The organism is Treponema succinifaciens DSM 2489, from assembly GCF_000195275.1.
Lineage (GTDB): Bacteria > Spirochaetota > Spirochaetia > Treponematales > Treponemataceae > Treponema_D > Treponema_D succinifaciens.
Map to the genome: position 1 here is coordinate 1,685,237 of NC_015385.1, position 17,419 is coordinate 1,702,655.

The window sequence follows — 17,419 nt, forward strand, 5'->3', positions numbered from 1 at the left end:
GAATAAAAATGTCTCTTGAAAATGATTTAAAGGACAAGCTCAATCCAGAGCAATACAAAGCTGTGTCTACAATTGAAGGACCGATTTTAATAATTGCAGGCGCAGGCTCTGGAAAAACCCGCGTAATCACTTACAGAATCGCCAATATGCTTGAAAAAGGAATTCCGCAAAGCCAGATTCTTGCGCTCACTTTTACAAACAAAGCCGCAAAAGAAATGGAAGAGCGCATAAAAGAGCTTACTGGAAAAAAACTGAACAATCTTACAGTCAGCACTTTTCATGCATTTGGAGTCCGAATTTTAAGACAGGAAATTACAAAGCTTGGCTACCGGGAAAATTTTTCAATTTATGATGAAACCGACAAAAAAGCTCTAATAAAAGAAAGCGGACGTGAACTGAAATTTTCAGCAGACGCAATGGATCTTTATAAAATAAGCACATTGTTCAGCGATATAAAAACCGGACGCAAAAGCTGGAATTCCGAAAGCGATATGTACAGAAGCCTTTACGAAGAATATCAGTCTGGGCTTAAGCTTTTCAATTCCGTTGACTTTGACGACTTGATTGTGCTCCCGATAAAACTTTTTAAAGAGAACCCAGAAGTTTTGGAAGCATACAGAAACAGATTCCGCTACATAATGGTTGACGAATTTCAGGACACAAGCCATCAGCAGTACGAAATGATGCATCTTCTTGCAAACAAAAATATCGCGGTCGTTGGCGATGACGACCAAAGCATTTACAGCTGGCGGGGTGCGGACTTTCAGAATATAATCAATTTTGAAAAAGATTTTCCTGATGTTACTGAAATAAGACTTGAGCAGAATTATCGTTCAACTGGCACAATTTTGGCGGCGGCAAACGGAGTAATAAAGCACAACACAAACCGCAAAGACAAAGAACTTTGGAGCGGAAACGGAAACGGAAAACCAATCGAGCTTTATTCGCCGGAAAACGAAGCCGCAGAAGCTGACTTTATTGCAGAAGGAATTCTTGGAATCAGCGTAGACGAAAAACGCAACTATGACGACTTTGGAGTTTTAATCCGGGCAAACACACAAAGCCGTGCAATTGAAGAAGCTTTTCTTGAAAACAACATTCCATATACAATGAGCGGTGGTACAAGTTTTTTTGAGCGAAAAGAAATAAAAGACATTATCAGCTATCTGCGCGTAATAGCAAACCATGACGACGACATAAATCTTTTGCGCATAATAAACACACCGCGGCGTGGAATCGGAAAGGCTGCAATCGAATCGATAAACAAAGTCGCTTCAACAATGAATTTTTCTCTTTGGGAATCCATTCAGGCAATTTTGTCATCTTCGGAAGAGGAATGCCCTGTAAGTGAAAAAACAAAAGCGGATTTTGAAGTCTTTTCAAATATAATAGAAAATTCCAAAAGCATGCTTTCTGGAAAAGGACTTGCAAAAAAAGTTCGCGCTTTAGTAGATGAAATAAATTATTTTGACTACTTGATTTCAGAAAATCCCAAAAGCGAAAAATCCGCAAGGTTCAAATACATGAACATCGAAAGCTTAATCAAGAGCATGGAGCAATGGGAAAACAATCCAAACTATGACGACACAAGTCTTTACGCATATTTAAACAGAATCACTTTAATTTCACGTGACGACATGGACGACGAGCAGGACAAAGGCAAAGTGAATTTAATGACAATCCACGCAAGCAAGGGGCTGGAATTTCCAGTTGTATTTATTGCCGGAGCGGAAGAAGGTCTTATGCCTCATGCCCATGCTGTAGAAGAGGGCGGAGATGCGGCGATTGAAGAAGAACGGCGGCTTTTTTACGTTGCAGTTACAAGAGCAAGAGACAGGCTTTTAATTTCCTCATGCTCACACAGAAGAAAAATGACATCCACAGTTGAATGCGAGCCGAGCCGCTTCCTTGATGAAATTCCAAAAAATCTTGTTGAGTATCACGAGCCTTCAAAAGAAGTGGATGCAGAAACAGCCCACGAGCTTTTGCAAAACATGCTGAAAAACATGGCAAAGCCAAGAGTTCCAAAGATTTAACAGTTCCAAGCAAGATTGATATTTGCAAATGCAAAGTTCTTGTGTTATAATGAAAAAATGCGAATAATTTTATCGAGAACAGTTTTTACTATTTTAACGGCAGTATATGCACTGGCATTTTTTTCTTGCGCAACTTCGCCTAAGAATTCGGAATTCCTTAAAGTTGAAGACAAGCAGACTCCGCCGCCATTGCTGACAGAACTTCCTGTTATTGAATATTCTGGAATCGGAATAAAATATGAAGTTGAGTCCATGCTGCTTCATCACTTTCTTGTTGTTCAAGACAAAGATGCAAGCGGACAGTTTGCGGCGCGGCTTCTTGATGAGGCGGCAACAGCTAAACTCAAGGTAAAGTTTCCGGCCGGAACTTACGAATGCCTTATAAAAGAAAAAGCCACAGATTCCGACCACAGCGCATTTTATGTTTATATTGACAACACGCCTTTCCGCGTTTATCCAAGCAATCCGCCGTTAGGAACCTGGGAACTTACAACAAGAGCGCCAATTTATTTTACAATTGACGAGCCGCGCACAATTCTTATCACAATTCAGGCGAATTCCGAGCAAAAAACTGGTGATGTCGGAATGAACTTAGACTTTATACAGTTCGTAAAAAGGCAGTAACCAGCATTTTTATGCATAAGAAAAGCCTCATTTTCGTGAGGCTTTTCCTTTAGCTTTATCTTGACTTGTAGTTAGCGTCTATCCATTTTGTGTATTCACCGCTAAGAATGTGGTTAACCCATTCTGTATTTTTTAGATACCAGTCAACAGTCGCATTCAAGCCTTCCTCAAAAGTCATTTTGCGCTGCCAGCCAAGCTCAGTTTTTATTTTTGTACAGTCAATCGCATAACGCTTGTCATGTCCCGGACGGTCTTTTACATAAGTGATTGTTTTTTCAATTTCAGAAGCAGGCTTTCCGAGTTTTTCAGCAGAAAGCTCAATCACTTTATGAAGAAGCTTTATATTCTGCCATTCATTTTCTCCGCCAATGTTATATTTCTGACCAGTGCGCCCTTTGTTTACAATAAGCCAAACTGCGCGGTTGTGATCTTCAACATAAATCCAGTCGCGGATATTGTCGCCTTTGCCATAAACAGGAAGAGGCTTTCCGTCGCGGATATTGCTAATCATAAGAGGCAGAAGTTTTTCAGGGAACTGATAAGGTCCGTAATTGTTTGTGCAGTTACTTAAAGTAAGCGGCAAACCATAAGTATGGAAATACGCCATTGCAATATGGTCAGAACTTGCCTTGCTAGAAGAATACGGAGATCGAGGATCATAAGGAGTTGTTTCTGTAAAATATCCTGTCTCACCAAGTGAACCGTAAACTTCATCTGTTGAAATATGATGAAAAAGAACATCATCCCTGAATGTTCCGTCCGGCTTTTTCCAAAAACTGCGGGCAGCATCCAAAAGTGTAAAAGTTCCCATTACATTTGTTTTTATAAAAGTTTCAGGTCCCAAGATAGAACGGTCAACGTGGCTTTCCGCAGCAAAATGAATGATTGTGTCAATGTCATACTGCTTTAAAATCCGCTCAATTTCCGGGCGGTTGCAAATATCCACTTTTTCAAAAAAATAACGCTTTCCGCCGAATTTTTCCTCAACATCTTTTAAGGACTCAAGATTTCCGGCATAAGTAAGGCAGTCAACATTCACAACATTTCCGCTAAAATCTGCATCATTAAAAAGATTTCCATTCGCTGAAGAAAGTCCAAACAAATAGTGAATAAAATTCGAGCCGATAAAACCTGCACCGCCAGTTACAAGAATATTTTTTAGTTTGCGCATTTTATTTTCCCTGCCATTTTCCATTTAAATCAAAATAATCCGCATCAAAAGAGAATGCCAGATGTTTTTTGTCTTTTTCACTTAAAAGTGGAGTTTCTCCTGCGCCAACAGACTTCCAGTCAACTCCAATTGAAGAATCATTCCACATCAAGCCGTCTTCATCTTCCGGATGATAAAAGTCCGTGCATTTGTAAGCAAAAACCGCCGAATCAGAAATCACATAAAATCCGTGGGCAAAGCCTTCTGGAATATAAAACTGATTTTGCTTTTCGCTGTCAAGGACAACTCCGTAATATTTTCCAAATGTAGCAGAACCTTTGCGCAAATCCACAGCAACATCAAAAACTTTTCCCTGCAATGAGCGCACAAGTTTTCCCTGAGGATGCCTTGTCTGAAAGTGCAGTCCGCGCAAAACGCCTTTTGACGAAGATGACTGATTGTCCTGAACAAATTTCATTTTTAGTCCGGCTTCAAAAAAATCTTTTTCACTGTAAGTTTCCAAAAAATATCCGCGGCTGTCTCCAAAGACTTTTGGCTGAATTTCATAAAGTCCTGCAAATTCTGTTCCGTCAGAAGAATAGCATTTTTTAAAGTCGAACATCAGTTTGCTCCTGCGATATATTCAAGATAACGGCCATATTCTGTTTTGTAGCCTGAAGCAAGAGACAAAAGCTCTTCTTTTGAAATCCATCCGTTGCGGAATGCAATTTCTTCAATGCAACTTACATACATTCCCTGTCGTTTTTGAATTGTAGCAATAAAATTGCTTGCTTCCAAAAGTCCGTCGTAAGTTCCTGTATCAAGCCAAGCCATTCCGCGTCCAAGCAGTTCAACAGAAAGCTCTCCTCTTGAAAGGAATTCATTGTTTATAGAAGTTATTTCAATTTCACCACGGGCAGAAGGTTTTACATCAGTGGCGATTTTTACAACGTCATTTGAATAAAAGTAAAGTCCCGGAACCGCATAGTTTGATTTTGGAACTAAAGGCTTTTCTTCAATTCCTAAAACCTTTCCAGATTTATCGAATTCAACAACTCCGTAAGCTGAAGGCTCTTTTACATAATAGCCGAAAATCACACTACCCTTTCCAGATTCAACAGTTTCTTTTGCGCGCTTTAAAGTTGAAGTGAAAGACTGTCCGTAAAAAATGTTGTCGCCAAGAACCAATGCAACACTGTCATCTGCAATAAAATCTTTTCCAATAATAAAAGCATCAGCAAGTCCGCGCGGTTTTTCCTGAACTTTATATTCAAATTTCATTCCAAGCCAGCTTCCGTCTCCAAAAAGCTCCTTAAATAAAGGCAAATCTCTTGGAGTTGAAATTATAAGAACTTCTTTTATTCCCGCAAGCATAAGGCAACTTAACGGATAATAAATCATCGGTTTATCATACAACGGAAGAATCTGCTTTGAAACAGCTTTTGTGATTGGATAAAGTCTAGTTCCAGAACCGCCTGCTAAAATAATCCCCTTCATTTTAAACCTCTAAAAATTTATTTTCCTTCGTCCCATGCTTTTTTTATTAAGGAAACAGCATTTTCATCATTCTTAATATTTTCAATTGCATTCAAAAGAAACGCTGTAAAAACAAAAATAAAGAATGCGGCAAAAGTTGCAACTATAATAAATTTAATTGTTCTTTTACCAGAATCTACTACAGAAGAAAGAAGAATAGGAGCTGAAACAAATTTATCATGGCTGGCTTTAAATGTTTTTATATCTGAAGAAATCTCAAGACAATTTACAGACACAGAAATAGTTTTTATTTCCGACTTTTTATTTTCTTCTCTCCAAACAACTGGCAAACTCAAATTTCCATATTGCTCAATAATTTTATCAGCATTTTCTTCCAATGAATTAATTCTTTGCATAGCAGAATCTTCTATATAGGAGTTCGTGCTTTTTAAAAGCTCTAAAATAAAAGCATTTAATTCATTTTCTTTTTCAGCAGGAATTTTGCAAAGCAGTGTAATTCGGTCAGAAGCATTAGACGACTGAACAGAAAAAGTTCCTCCAAGTACTGCTTGCTCTGCGTTTTCAAAAATATGAAAATCTCTTTGGCACTCAGAAATTACAGCAGGATCTTGCATATAATCAACAGCAGATTTAATAACATCATATCCTGTCGCATTGAAAACACTAGCAGGCAAACGTTCTGTTTTTAGCGCATAGGAAATCGTAAGTGTTTTTTTATTCAACGAAGGAACAAATTTCGGCAGAACAAAAAGCCATGCAAAGGCGGCAAGCGCAACAGCAAGCGTTCCTATAACTACAAGTTTTCTATAGCGGACAAGAACCGCAAACAAGTCAATCAAAGAAATTTCATCTTCATTATTATTTTCGTACTGTTCAGTCATAAGTCTATTCTATTATTTATTATTTCAAAAATCAATAACAATTCAGTTTTAGTCAGTCAAACCGCTTTTAGGAATTCCAACACGGTTCAAGGGCCAGAATCTAAAGCAGGCTTTTCCAAGCATACGGCTTCTGTTTACATATTGAGGCGCAAGGCTTGTATAGTAAGTTACAGACATTGAATCCATTGGCGAAATTGAAATTAAAGTCTGCTCATAGCTATGGCGCATATCAAGAGAATTGTAGCGGTTGTCGCCCATCATAAAATAGCAGTTTTCTGGAATGTACTGAGCGTTTCCATTCTTGTCATTTGCAGGAAAAACAGGAAGATTTCTTAAATCCATTTCAAGAATGTAAAGGCAAAGTTCCTGAGCCGCCTTAAGATATTCCATGCGCACGGAATCAGTCTGCCATTTTGAAACAGGAATTTCCGAAGCTAAAAGGCTTGCATTTCTTACAAGAATCCTGCCGAATAAAAGCTTTGCCATTACATTGAGCCTAAAACTTGATTCCATATATGCGTCGCTTCCAAGCTGATTTAAAATATTATTTTCACGGTGCCAGCTGTTCAGAAATGAGTCAACCCAATCGGAGCCTCCTTTTACAGTTAAAAGCGAAATCGTTTCGTTGTTTATATTTGAAAACAAATTATAGACAAATAAATCCCGCGCTGAAAAAATTTCTTCTATAGATTTGCCTGAATTTTCTTTTGGACGCGCATAACGAGCAAATTCCTTGGAAAGTTTTTCGCATTCAGATTTTGCGCTGTTCAAGTCAAGAGTTCTGCGCTGCTCTTCAATTTTCAAAGTCGATTCAGCCTGTGATTCAGAAAGAGGAATTGTCTGTATTTTTGACTTTATCTTTGAAGAAAGCGGATTCAAATTCCAGGCAGCCCAAGAAGAGTCCTGCTCTACAGGCTTAAATTCCTGATTATCTTTTGTGCGCGAATAAAGAGTTCCGTCAAGCATATAAATCTGTTCGCCCGGAACTGCGGTTACACGCTTTACAAGAGGGTCGGCTTTTATTTCGCCGTGCTCATCTGTATTTGTCTTTAAAAGCGTAAGGCTGCACATATAAATAAACTGGCTGAAAAAAGTTTTCACTTCATTTTCACGGTCGCTTCCGTAATGCGGATTTCTAAAAACAACAATGTCGCCTCTCTTGTATTTTTGAAGATACGGAAATCCTGCGTTGCTAAGCGGAAACTTCGGACCGGCAAGAGATTTTAAAACAACAACTCTGTCTTTTATAAGAAAAGTCGGAACCATGCTTTCTGACGGAATTTCGTAAAGCTGAAAAATAAAAATGTTCAAAAGCATTATTGTAAAGACAGCCTGAAAAAGCGCGTCAATCCATTCAAGAATTTCAACGGCAACACGCTTTATTCCCTTTGGCTTTTTGCAAGGATTTGCCTTTAAAAATTCAGCCCAGCCGGAATCAAGAGACGCAATCCGTTTTTCAGCAAGAAAATACTGCGCCAAAAGAGAAAGAACTAGAATCATAATCCAAGCAAAAGCGCACAAAAAATCAAAGCCAGCAGGAAATCCAAATTTTCCAGAACGCTGAATAACAAAAGCCGTTATAAAAACAAAAGGCTCGTACTGAAAAACACGGCGCACAGAATTCAAGCGGCGCACTGATTTATTTTTTACAAGCTCAACGTATGAAGCAAAATAAAGAAGAACAGTAAATCCTGCGGAAAGAGGAAATGCCACGGCTGAAATATCCAGATGCATATAAAGACACAGAACAGAAAAAATTGCCGAGCAAATTAAATTAAGTTTTATAATCAACGAAAAATTTTTCATGCGGATATTCTATCACAAAACAAAATCAGTTGCCACAATTTCACCGCATGAAAAATTTATTCAAGCCATTTAGAAGCAGCTTTTATTTTTCATACTTTTTCAAAGCTTCTTCTTTTTCATGGATTTTTTCTTTAAGCTCTTTTATTGAAGAAAGTTTTTCAGAAACAACGATGGAATCTTTTGAAATTGAAATTCCGTCTTCCGCAAGCTGCTCCGCAACCGCCTGCCCAAGCTCCTGATATTTTTTTACAAGGCGGTTTTTCAGCTGAACAATATCAATTTTGTTAACGGACTTATCGCCAAATTCACTTATTGCAGAACCAGCTGATTTCAAACCTTTCTTAGAAACTTCAACACTTTTGTCAAGATACTGCTTTAGAGTTTTTGCAAACAACTTTTTACTAGAAGAAGTTTCTTCTGTTTTTTTCTCCTCATTGATTTCTTCTGACATTTTTCGCCTCCGATTTATTTCAATATACTTTATTGTAATTGCCATTCTCCATATTCGTCAATAAGTTCAGTCTTAAAACTAGGCATTGGATGCCATGAAATCGCAAAAGTTATATACGGATGATAATCATAAGTTTTTGAGCCGCTTCCATTTGTAACAAGGCGAGGCTTAAACGAAATTGAGCCTGTCATATCCCAGTCATGCAGATTTCTTGTAATGCTGACTTTTAAAGTCTTTAGCTTGAACCCGGAGGAACGTCTGTTAAGCTGGTCTGAATCATAAAACTGACCATCTCCCCAGAAAGCAAAAGAATTCCACAAGTCAACAAACATATTTTCTTCGCCGGAAATAACATTGTCGTATTTTGTGAATCTTTGGAAATATCTGAAAATAACATTGTTTTGAGTTTCCGCGCTGAATGACAGTTCAAATGCATCATGGATTTTAAAAGTCAAAGACGGAACAAACCTAAAATAACTGTTTGTAGGACGGACGCAGTCATAGACAATTCCAGCTGTAAGAGAAGGTGCCCAGGTAATCCGCTTTTTCCAGTACTTGAAATTTTTCCCGGAAGTTGAATACGCAAGGCTTAAAGTGTAAGGAACAAAATCCTTGTCTTCTTTTGCAACCCAGCCTTCGCTTGAATCAAAATAATAGCAAGTCGTGTACTGCATTATGTACGACAGCTGAAAATCGTTCCAAGAAAAAGAAAGCTTCATTGAGTCCGAACGCTTTTCTTCCATTTCATAATTAAAGGATTCTGAAAACAAAAGTTTTCCGTTAAAAAATTTCAGCGTGGCGGACTGCTTAAAAGGATTCCAAACAAAATTGTCAGTGTCTTCGTTTTCCTGTTTTATTCCGACTTCCGCAGAAAGACTCGCATAAGGAAAAGAAAAAGCGGCGTTGAAAGTGTACTCATCAAGCTGCGGCGGAAGATTTGAAGTCAACGTCAGGGACTGCGAAAAATCATCTGTTTCTTTTGCGGCAAGTTTTGCGCTCACTGTATGGGAAGTTACTGTTTCTTCATCAGTGAGTTTCATAACCGCGTATTCCCATTCAGGCTTTTCAGCGTCTCCAATAAATTCAGTCTTGATAATTTTTATAGAAGATTTCCATGCAATGCTCGAATCCTTGAATATATCAGAATAAGCAAATGGATTTATAGAAAAATTATTGTCATTTACCAAATCCATTTTTTTAGCTTTGTAGTCCGAAAGCTTTACCGAATTTTTTGAAGTCTCGGATGTATAGCCGTCAAGATTCGGGTGGCTTTGATAAACAGGATTGAATGTAAAATCATTTTTTGAATACACAAACGGATTTCTAAATCCCAGCTCGCTTGAAATTGTAGCAGGAACTTTTATCTGATAATAAGTCGAATAAAAATTTCCCCATTCAAAATCAGAAGGCTCAAGCAAGTCAGAAGAATTATAGTTAATTTGGGATGTAAACTGCGGAACTATTGAATAGCCAAGCTTGTATTCAATTCCCTTTATGTCAACAATATTTTCTTTTTGTTTTGGCGCAAGTTCCTGTATAGAAAAAGCAAGCACATCATCTTTTTCTTCATCTGATTTTCTTTGCTGCTCATCTTTTTCTTCTGAATTTTCTGGAATAGATTCTTTTTGCTTTTGACTTTTTAATTCTTCTGGAATTTCAAGTTCTATCGGAAACGAAGGCGAATCGAATTTTTCGTAATTTTTTTCAAACGGATATTTAAAAATAGTTCCTTCAATTTTTGCTGCGATTTTAAATGGAACAACTTGAGATGGATAAAAGAAAGAACGCTCCGGGCTGTAAGTGCGCCAGTCAAATGCAGCAGAAGAGAAATCAGAATCAGTTCTGGACTTGGAATCAAATGAAATATCCGCCGACAAATTTGTAATAGACAAAGTTGAAATAAACGGCTTTACAAAATCCGGCAGAGGAACAGAATAAGAAGCATTTGCAGTCCATTCAAATGAAGAAGTCTGGGCAGAAGTATCTTCTGTGTCATTATCATCAGTTTTTGTCTGACCCAAAAGAAAATTTATCCAATCAAGATATTCAGACCTCTTTTCAAAATCTTCCGTAAAAAACGGATCGCTGTAAACCGGCATGGAAAGAGTTAATGAAAACGGCTTTTTTATAGAAGCTTTTAAAAGTCCTTTATAGCGGAATGGAGATTCAATTCCAAGAAAATTAGATTTGTCCTTTTCTATTTTTCCAGCTGAAGAATAAAGAGTATATTTTCCACCCGAATAAAAAACTGTATTTGTAAACGCAAGCTGCGTTCCGGCTTCAATCGAAGAAATGTAGTCCGAAGAAGACGGCTTGTAAATGCCAGAAAGTCCTGTTGCAAATCCCATGTTCGCATAGTAATCCGCTGTGAACTTTAAATAGCTTGAAGGGTCTCCTTTAAAATCTTCATCCAAATTGTGCAGAACAAGTCCTTCCCTCTTTTGCTCCTTTAAAGTTGAAGGACGCATGAAGTTGAAAATTCCTGCCGCAAGATTGTCATCGGAAGAACTGTCAGCCTCTTGCAAAGGTTTTCTTCCGAGCAAATAAGTTGTAGTCTGAAAATAATATCCAAACCGCTCGTCATATCCAAACGCCGGGTTAAACAAAAGCTCATCCTTTGGATAATAAAAAGCCGGAAGATACAAAACCGGAAATTTTCCAACATAGACAACCGCATTCAAAAACGCAAACTCGCCTCCGGGAAGAAGCCAAATTCTTGAAGCCTTTACTTTCCAATGCGGATCTTCATCATCACAAAAAGTAAGCGCGGCATTTTTAAATGCAACAGAGCCGGAAGAATCTCTGCCAAAAATTTCAGAAGCAACAATCATTGTTGAGCCGGACGGAAGACTCAAAGCTCCGTTTCCCGCATTGAAAATTCTTCCATTGTCAAAAACACCTTCCAAAGTACCTGTGTTAAGCAAAACTGTTGAAGCAGAAATTTCCTGCTCGTCTCCACTGGTACCAGACTTTAAAATGCGCACATTTCCTTTTGCATAAAGCATTTGTGTTGAACGATTAAAAGTTACATCGTCAGCTTTTATTTCTGTTTTTGATTTTTCTTTTTCAACAGAAAGCTTTACATTTCCAGAAAGGTGAATTTCATCTTCGCTTGTATTTTCATTTTTTTTGTATTCTGAATAATTTGCGCTTATAATTGTTACAACTGTAACTTCGCTTTGAGAAAACGCAGGCTTAAATAAAAAAAACAAAGCAAGCAAAAAAAAAGCAGTTCTTTTTCCGAAAGATGAAAGACAAAAAAACATTTTTACAAAAGCCTGTCTCTTTCTTTTTCGCGTTCAAGAAGCTGGGAAACATATTTTCCTGTGTAGCTTTCTTTTGACCTTGCAACTTCTTCTGGAGTTCCTGTCGCAATAACCGACCCGCCGCCGCTTCCTCCTTCAGGACCAAGATCAATCAAATAGTCCGCCTGGCAGATAACATCAAGATTATGTTCAATCATCACAACAGAATTTCCTTTGTCAACAAGTTTTTGAATAACGCTCATAAGCTGCTTTATGTCAACAAAGTGAAGTCCGGTCGTAGGCTCATCTAAAATATATAAAGTTTTTCCAGTTGAAGGACGTGAAAGTTCAGATGCAAGTTTTACACGCTGAGCTTCTCCTCCGCTCAAAGTAAGCGCATTCTGTCCAAGCTGAATATAGCCAAGACCAACACTTTTTAAGGTTTCAAGTTTTCTTGCAATATGCGGAATTCCAGCAAAGAAATCGGCGGCTTCTTCAATCGTCATGTCAAGAACATCGCTTATGGACTTTCCCTTGTAAAGGATATCCAAAGTTTCCTGATTGAATCTTTTTCCGTGGCAGACATCGCATGGAATAAAAACGTCAGGAAGAAAATTCATTTCAATTGTCAAAGTTCCAGCTCCCTGGCAAGCCTCGCATCTTCCGCCTTTTACATTGAAAGAAAAACGTCCGCTCTTGTAGCCCTTTGCCTTTGCTTCCGGAATACTTGCGTAAAGCTCGCGGATTTTATCAAACACACCGATGTAAGTTACAGGATTGCTTCTCGGAGTTCTTCCAATAGGGCTTTGGTCTATGCTGATCACTTTGTCAATATTTTCCAAGCCTGAAATTTTTTTGTATGCGCCAACCGGAAGCTCGCTCTTCATAATTTTATTGCTGATTGCAGGAAACAAAACATCATTCAGCAAAGTTGATTTTCCGCTGCCAGAAACTCCCGTTATGCAAGTAAAAGTTCCAAGCGGAATTTCAACGCTTACATTTTTCAAGTTGTGCTCTGTAACATTTTGAATTTTTATAAAGTTTCCGTTTCCAGTTCTTCTTTGCTTTGGAATTTCCATTCTGATTTTTCCTGCAAGATACTGGCCAGTAAGGCTTTCTGGAATTTTCATAACTTCCTGCGGAGTTCCTGCCGCCATGATTTTTCCGCCGTGGACACCAGCTCCAGGACCAATGTCAACAAGATAATCCGCGGTAAGCAAAGTCTGCTCGTCATGCTCAACAACAATCACCGTGTTGCCAAGATTTCTAAGATACAAAAGAGAATCAATAAGCCGCTGATTATCCCGCTGATGCAGACCAATCGAAGGCTCGTCCAGAATATACATAACCCCGGTAAGACCTGAGCCAATCTGAGTTGAGAGCCTTATGCGCTGCGCCTCGCCTCCGCTTAAAGTTGCAGCCGAACGCTGAAGCGTAAGATATTCAAGCCCAACATTTTTCAAGAACGAAAGGCGTGATTTTATTTCCTTTAATATTTGCGCGGAAATCTTTTTTTCTGTTTCAGAAAGCTCTAATTTTTCAAAGAAGTCTATGGTTTCTGTAACAGAAAACTCGGTCAAGTCCCAGATATTTTTTCCGCCGACAGTAACGCCAAGAGATTCCGGGCGAAGACGTTTTCCATGGCAAGACGCACACTCTTTATGCGACATAAATTTTTCAAGAGATTCCCTTGCATTTTCTCCCCAAGCTTCATTGTAGCGGCGGCGCAAATCACCGAAAATTCCAAGCCAAGGACGATTGTAAGAACTTGTTCCCTCACCGCTTTGCTTTTTGTAAACCCACTTTATGTTTTTCTGCGCGTCTCCGTTCCACAAAAAATCAGTCTGCTTCTTTGTAAGATCCTTCAGCGGAGTTTCAAGAGTAAAGCCTGCTTCATTTGCAACAGCCTCGAACATCGCATGGTTCCAAGAACTTTCAGGATTGTAAGCCTGAATTCCGTACTCATTAAATGAAAGTGAAGAATCCGGCGCAATCAAATTTTTGTCGTATTCCATTTTTTCGCCAAGACCAGTACAGTCGGGGCAGGCTCCAAACGGATTGTTAAAAGAGAACATCCTAGGCTGAAGCTCTGGAATAGAAATTCCGCAGTCAGGACAGGCATTCTTCTGTGAAAAGAAAACTTCCTCTTCTATAAAATCCGCGGCAGAATCAACAGACTTTCCTTTTGCAGAAATCTCATGCACAACATTTTCATAAGCCTCATCAGTCTTATTTACGCGGCGCAAAACAATTATAACACCGTTTGAACTTTGAAGCGCAGTTTCAACTGAATCGGCAAGACGTTTTCTAATTTCAGGCTTTAAAACTATGCGGTCAACAACGATTTCAATTGTGTGCTTTTTCTGCTTGTCCAGTTTTATGGAATCCTCAAGCTCAACCATAAGCCCATCAATTCTAGCACGCGCAAAGCCAGATTTTTTTGCGTCGTCAATAACTTTTTGATGCTCACCTTTTTTTCCGCGGATAACAGGAGAAAGAATTGTAAGTTTAGTTCCCTGCGACCAAGAAAGAATTGTTTCTATAATCTGGTCAACCGACTGTTCCTTGATTTCCCGACCGCAATTCGGACAGTGGGGTTTTCCAATTCTTGCATACAGAAGGCGGTAATAGTCATAGATTTCTGTTACAGTTCCAACCGTTGAACGCGGATTTTTATGGGTTGTCTTTTGCTCAATTGAAATCGCAGGAGAAAGCCCCGTAATCAAATCCACATCAGGCTTGTCCATTCTTCCAAGGAACTGCCTTGCATAGGAAGAAAGACTTTCCATATATCTGCGCTGGCCTTCAGCAAAAAGAGTATCAAATGCAAGTGATGATTTTCCGCTGCCAGAAAGTCCGCTTATGGCAACAAGTTTATTGCGAGGAATTTCAACACTGATATTCTTTAAGTTATGCTCGCGCGCACCTTGAATTACAATTTTCTCATCGTTGAATGCGTTCATAGCCCTTTATTATAGAAGAAAAGCAGACAAATGAAAATGCCTGCATAAGTTCAAGTCAAAGCTAATATTCAGTTCTAGTTATGTTTCTAAGCCACTTTTTGCTCTTATAGAACGAGAACACCCAGGGCCACTTTACAAATTCGTCTAGGCACATAAAAAAGTAAACCCATACAACAGGAAGCTTGAATACAAAAGCTGTAAGAATTCCAGCTGTAATTCCATAGCCCCACATATCGATTGTGTCGCATATTAGACCGAATTTTGTGCATCCGCCCGCGCGGAAGATACCGGCAATAAGAGTTGTGTTAACAGCAGTTCCCATAACATAGTAGACATTTATAAAAAGCATCTGCTTTAAATAATGCATTGCCAAAGTTGAAAGCGAAGCGTATTTTAGAACAAACGGAATTGAAATAAATATCAAAAGTCCGCCAAACGCCCCTGTAATAACTGTAACTTTAAGAAATTCCTTTGCACCTTTTTCAGCCTCGTCAATCTTATCCGCGCCAATCAAGTTTCCTACAATAATGCCGCCGACCGCAGCAACAGCATAGCAGAACACAGTGGCAAAGTTGCGCACAACACATACAATCGAATTAGCAGCCACAACATCAGAGCCAAGCCGCCCCATGATTGCAACGTAAGCAGAAAAAGCCGCGCCCCAGGAAACATCATTCAGCAAGGCAGGCAAAGACATCTTAAAAAAATCCTTGGCAAGAGAGCTGCTTTTTATAAACATATAGGAAAACTTAAGTTTTATGTCCTTACTCCGAGCCGAAACAATAAAGCACCCTGCAACACAAACAGCCTGAGAAATGCAAGTAGCAAGAGCAACTCCGCGGATTCCCATTTTTTCAATTCCAAAAAATCCAAAGATAAAAACCGCGTTAAGAATGATGTTCAGGAAAAATCCCACACCGTTAAAGAATGTTGCCACCGAAACATGATTCGCGCTTCTAAGCATAGAAAAGTAAGTATTTGAAACCGCCCACAAAAGATAGAACACCCAGATTATGCGAAGATATTCCGCGCCTTCTGAAATCAAAACCGGATCAGCCGTATAAACGCGCATAAGTTTTTCCGGGAACAACGATGCGCCAACAGAAAAGGCAACCGCAACAGCAAGCGAGCATTTAAGCGCAATCCCTTCAATTGCCTCAAGAGCCTTAAAATCTTTTTTACCAAAATACTGAGCCGCAAGAAGAATAGAGCCTGAGCTTATTCCCGAATAAAACATAAAGACAAGACCAGAGTACTGAGTTGCAAGAGAGCCTGCCGCAATAGCGTCCTGACCTATACTGTTAAGCATTATAACATCCACAGAGCCCATCATGGCGGCGAATATATTCTGCAGAATAATAGGAAAAAGCATTTTAAGCGAATCTTTGTAAAATTGTTTGTTCATAATTTTCCCCAATTTATATTAGAAAATACATATAACATTTGTTCTAATATAATGCAACCTATAGCAAACAGATTGAGCAACAAATACGCAAGATTAAGGAAAATGCCATCCAATCAAATTGAATAATGCCATAAAAAAAATAGCAACGATAAAAAAAACCGGGCAGATGCCCGGCACTTGTGGTAAAATTTTCAGACTAGTCAGAAAACAACGGAGTTGAAAGGTAGCGGTCTCCAGAATCTGGAAGAAGAGCCACAATAACTTTTCCTTTGTTTTCAGGGCGCTGGGCAAGAATCTTTGCAGCCTTTAGAGCAGCTCCGCTTGAAATTCCAACAAGAATTCCTTCTGACCGCGCAAAAGCTTTTCCTTCCGCAAAAGCGTCATCATTTTCTATGGCAATAATTTCATCATAAATCTTTGTGTCAAGCGTTTCAGGAACAAATCCTGCGCCGATTCCCTGAATTTTATGAGAGCCGGCAGTTCCTTTTGAAAGAACAGGGCTTGAAGCAGGCTCAACAGCAACAACTTTTACAGCAGGATTCTTCGACTTTAGGAATTCACCTACGCCGGAAACAGTTCCACCAGTGCCTACGCCCGCAACGAAAATATCAACTTTTCCATCTGTCTGGCTCCAAATTTCAGGGCCTGTAGTTTCACGGTGCGCTTTAGGATTTGCCGGATTTACAAACTGCCCGAGAATAACAGAGCCTGGAATTGACTCTTTAAGCTCTTCTGCCTTTGCAATAGCGCCTTTCATTCCTTTTGCGCCTTCGGTAAGAACAAGCTCCGCTCCATAAGCCTTTAAAAGATTGCGGCGCTCAACGCTCATTGTCTCAGGCAAAGTCAAAATAGCCTTGTATCCTTTTGCAGCGGCTACAGCGGCAAGCCCGATTCCTGTGTTTCCAGAAGTAGGCTCTATTATAGAAGCTCCAGGCTTTAGAATGCCTTTTTTTTCTGCGTCTTCAATCATTGCAAGGGCGATTCTGTCTTTTACGCTTCCGGCCGGATTCAGATATTCCAGCTTTGCAAGCAGAGTTGCGTTTTCAATGCCACTAGCCTTTGAGTAATTGTTGAGCTTTAGAATCGGTGTGTTTCCAATCAGTTCTACTACGCTTTCCTTAATGTCTGCCATATCCGGCCTCCTGAAAGTTTATATTCCTACTTAAAATATAGGTTTTATACAAGTATACTAACCTCTATTTCCTATTAAGTCAATGGGGTTTTTATATTTTATCATTCAAATTGCGCGTTTTAGATAGGTTTGCCCCAAATTTAAAAATGGATGAGCCAACTTCTTGCGCATAAGTGCGCCTTAGCCAGACATATTTTACTCTTGGACAGTCAGGATAAACTTTTTGTAC

12 protein-coding genes are annotated in these 17,419 nt (G+C 39.2%); 2 read left to right on the plus strand and 10 right to left on the minus strand.

Features of this window, described 5'->3' with window-relative positions:
• Positions 1–8: 8 nt before the first annotated feature.
• Both TRESU_RS07980 and TRESU_RS07985 read left to right on the plus strand, forming a co-directional pair.
• Positions 9–2,036: an ATP-dependent helicase gene (locus TRESU_RS07980; protein WP_013701741.1), complete on the plus strand. Its 2,028-nt coding sequence runs from the start codon at positions 9–11 to the stop codon at positions 2,034–2,036.
• Between the two features lie 57 nt (positions 2,037–2,093).
• Positions 2,094–2,660 (plus strand): hypothetical protein, encoded by a 567-nt coding sequence (locus TRESU_RS07985; protein WP_013701742.1) that lies wholly within the window; start codon positions 2,094–2,096, stop codon positions 2,658–2,660.
• Between the two features lie 55 nt (positions 2,661–2,715).
• Here the strand turns inward: TRESU_RS07985 and rfbB are convergent, their stop codons facing one another.
• The 10 genes from rfbB to cysK form a co-directional block, all read right to left on the minus strand.
• Positions 2,716–3,831, minus strand: a complete 1,116-nt coding sequence (rfbB, locus tag TRESU_RS07990) for a dTDP-glucose 4,6-dehydratase (protein ID WP_013701743.1) — start codon at positions 3,829–3,831, stop codon at positions 2,716–2,718.
• 1 nt (position 3,832) lies between these two features.
• Positions 3,833–4,432: a dTDP-4-dehydrorhamnose 3,5-epimerase gene (gene rfbC, locus TRESU_RS07995; protein WP_013701744.1), complete on the minus strand. Its 600-nt coding sequence runs from the start codon at positions 4,430–4,432 to the stop codon at positions 3,833–3,835.
• Complete coding sequence (gene rfbA, locus TRESU_RS08000) at positions 4,432–5,307, minus strand: glucose-1-phosphate thymidylyltransferase RfbA (RefSeq protein WP_013701745.1); 876 nt, start codon at positions 5,305–5,307, stop codon at positions 4,432–4,434. The genes rfbC and rfbA overlap by 1 nt, the downstream gene beginning before the upstream one ends.
• A gap of 17 nt (positions 5,308–5,324) precedes the next feature.
• Positions 5,325–6,188 (minus strand): LPS biosynthesis protein, encoded by an 864-nt coding sequence (locus TRESU_RS08005; RefSeq protein ID WP_013701746.1) that lies wholly within the window; start codon positions 6,186–6,188, stop codon positions 5,325–5,327.
• A gap of 48 nt (positions 6,189–6,236) precedes the next feature.
• Positions 6,237–7,994 (minus strand): signal peptidase I, encoded by a 1,758-nt coding sequence (lepB, locus tag TRESU_RS08010; RefSeq protein WP_013701747.1) that lies wholly within the window; start codon positions 7,992–7,994, stop codon positions 6,237–6,239.
• Between the two features lie 82 nt (positions 7,995–8,076).
• Positions 8,077–8,445 carry a hypothetical protein gene (locus TRESU_RS08015; RefSeq protein ID WP_013701748.1) on the minus strand — a complete coding sequence of 123 codons (369 nt, stop codon included), beginning with the start codon at positions 8,443–8,445 and terminating at the stop codon, positions 8,077–8,079.
• Positions 8,446–8,474: 29 nt separating this feature from the next.
• Complete coding sequence (locus tag TRESU_RS08020) at positions 8,475–11,711, minus strand: LPS-assembly protein LptD (protein ID WP_013701749.1); 3,237 nt, start codon at positions 11,709–11,711, stop codon at positions 8,475–8,477.
• Between the two features lie 2 nt (positions 11,712–11,713).
• A complete protein-coding gene (uvrA, locus tag TRESU_RS08025) occupies positions 11,714–14,653 on the minus strand; it encodes an excinuclease ABC subunit UvrA (RefSeq protein WP_013701750.1) in 2,940 nt (979 codons plus the stop codon).
• Positions 14,654–14,714: 61 nt separating this feature from the next.
• Entirely contained in the window at positions 14,715–16,058 is a 1,344-nt protein-coding gene (locus TRESU_RS08030; protein ID WP_013701751.1) for an MATE family efflux transporter, read from the minus strand.
• Positions 16,059–16,254: 196 nt separating this feature from the next.
• Positions 16,255–17,190 carry a cysteine synthase A gene (cysK, locus tag TRESU_RS08035; RefSeq protein WP_013701752.1) on the minus strand — a complete coding sequence of 312 codons (936 nt, stop codon included), beginning with the start codon at positions 17,188–17,190 and terminating at the stop codon, positions 16,255–16,257.
• Positions 17,191–17,419: the final 229 nt, after the last annotated feature.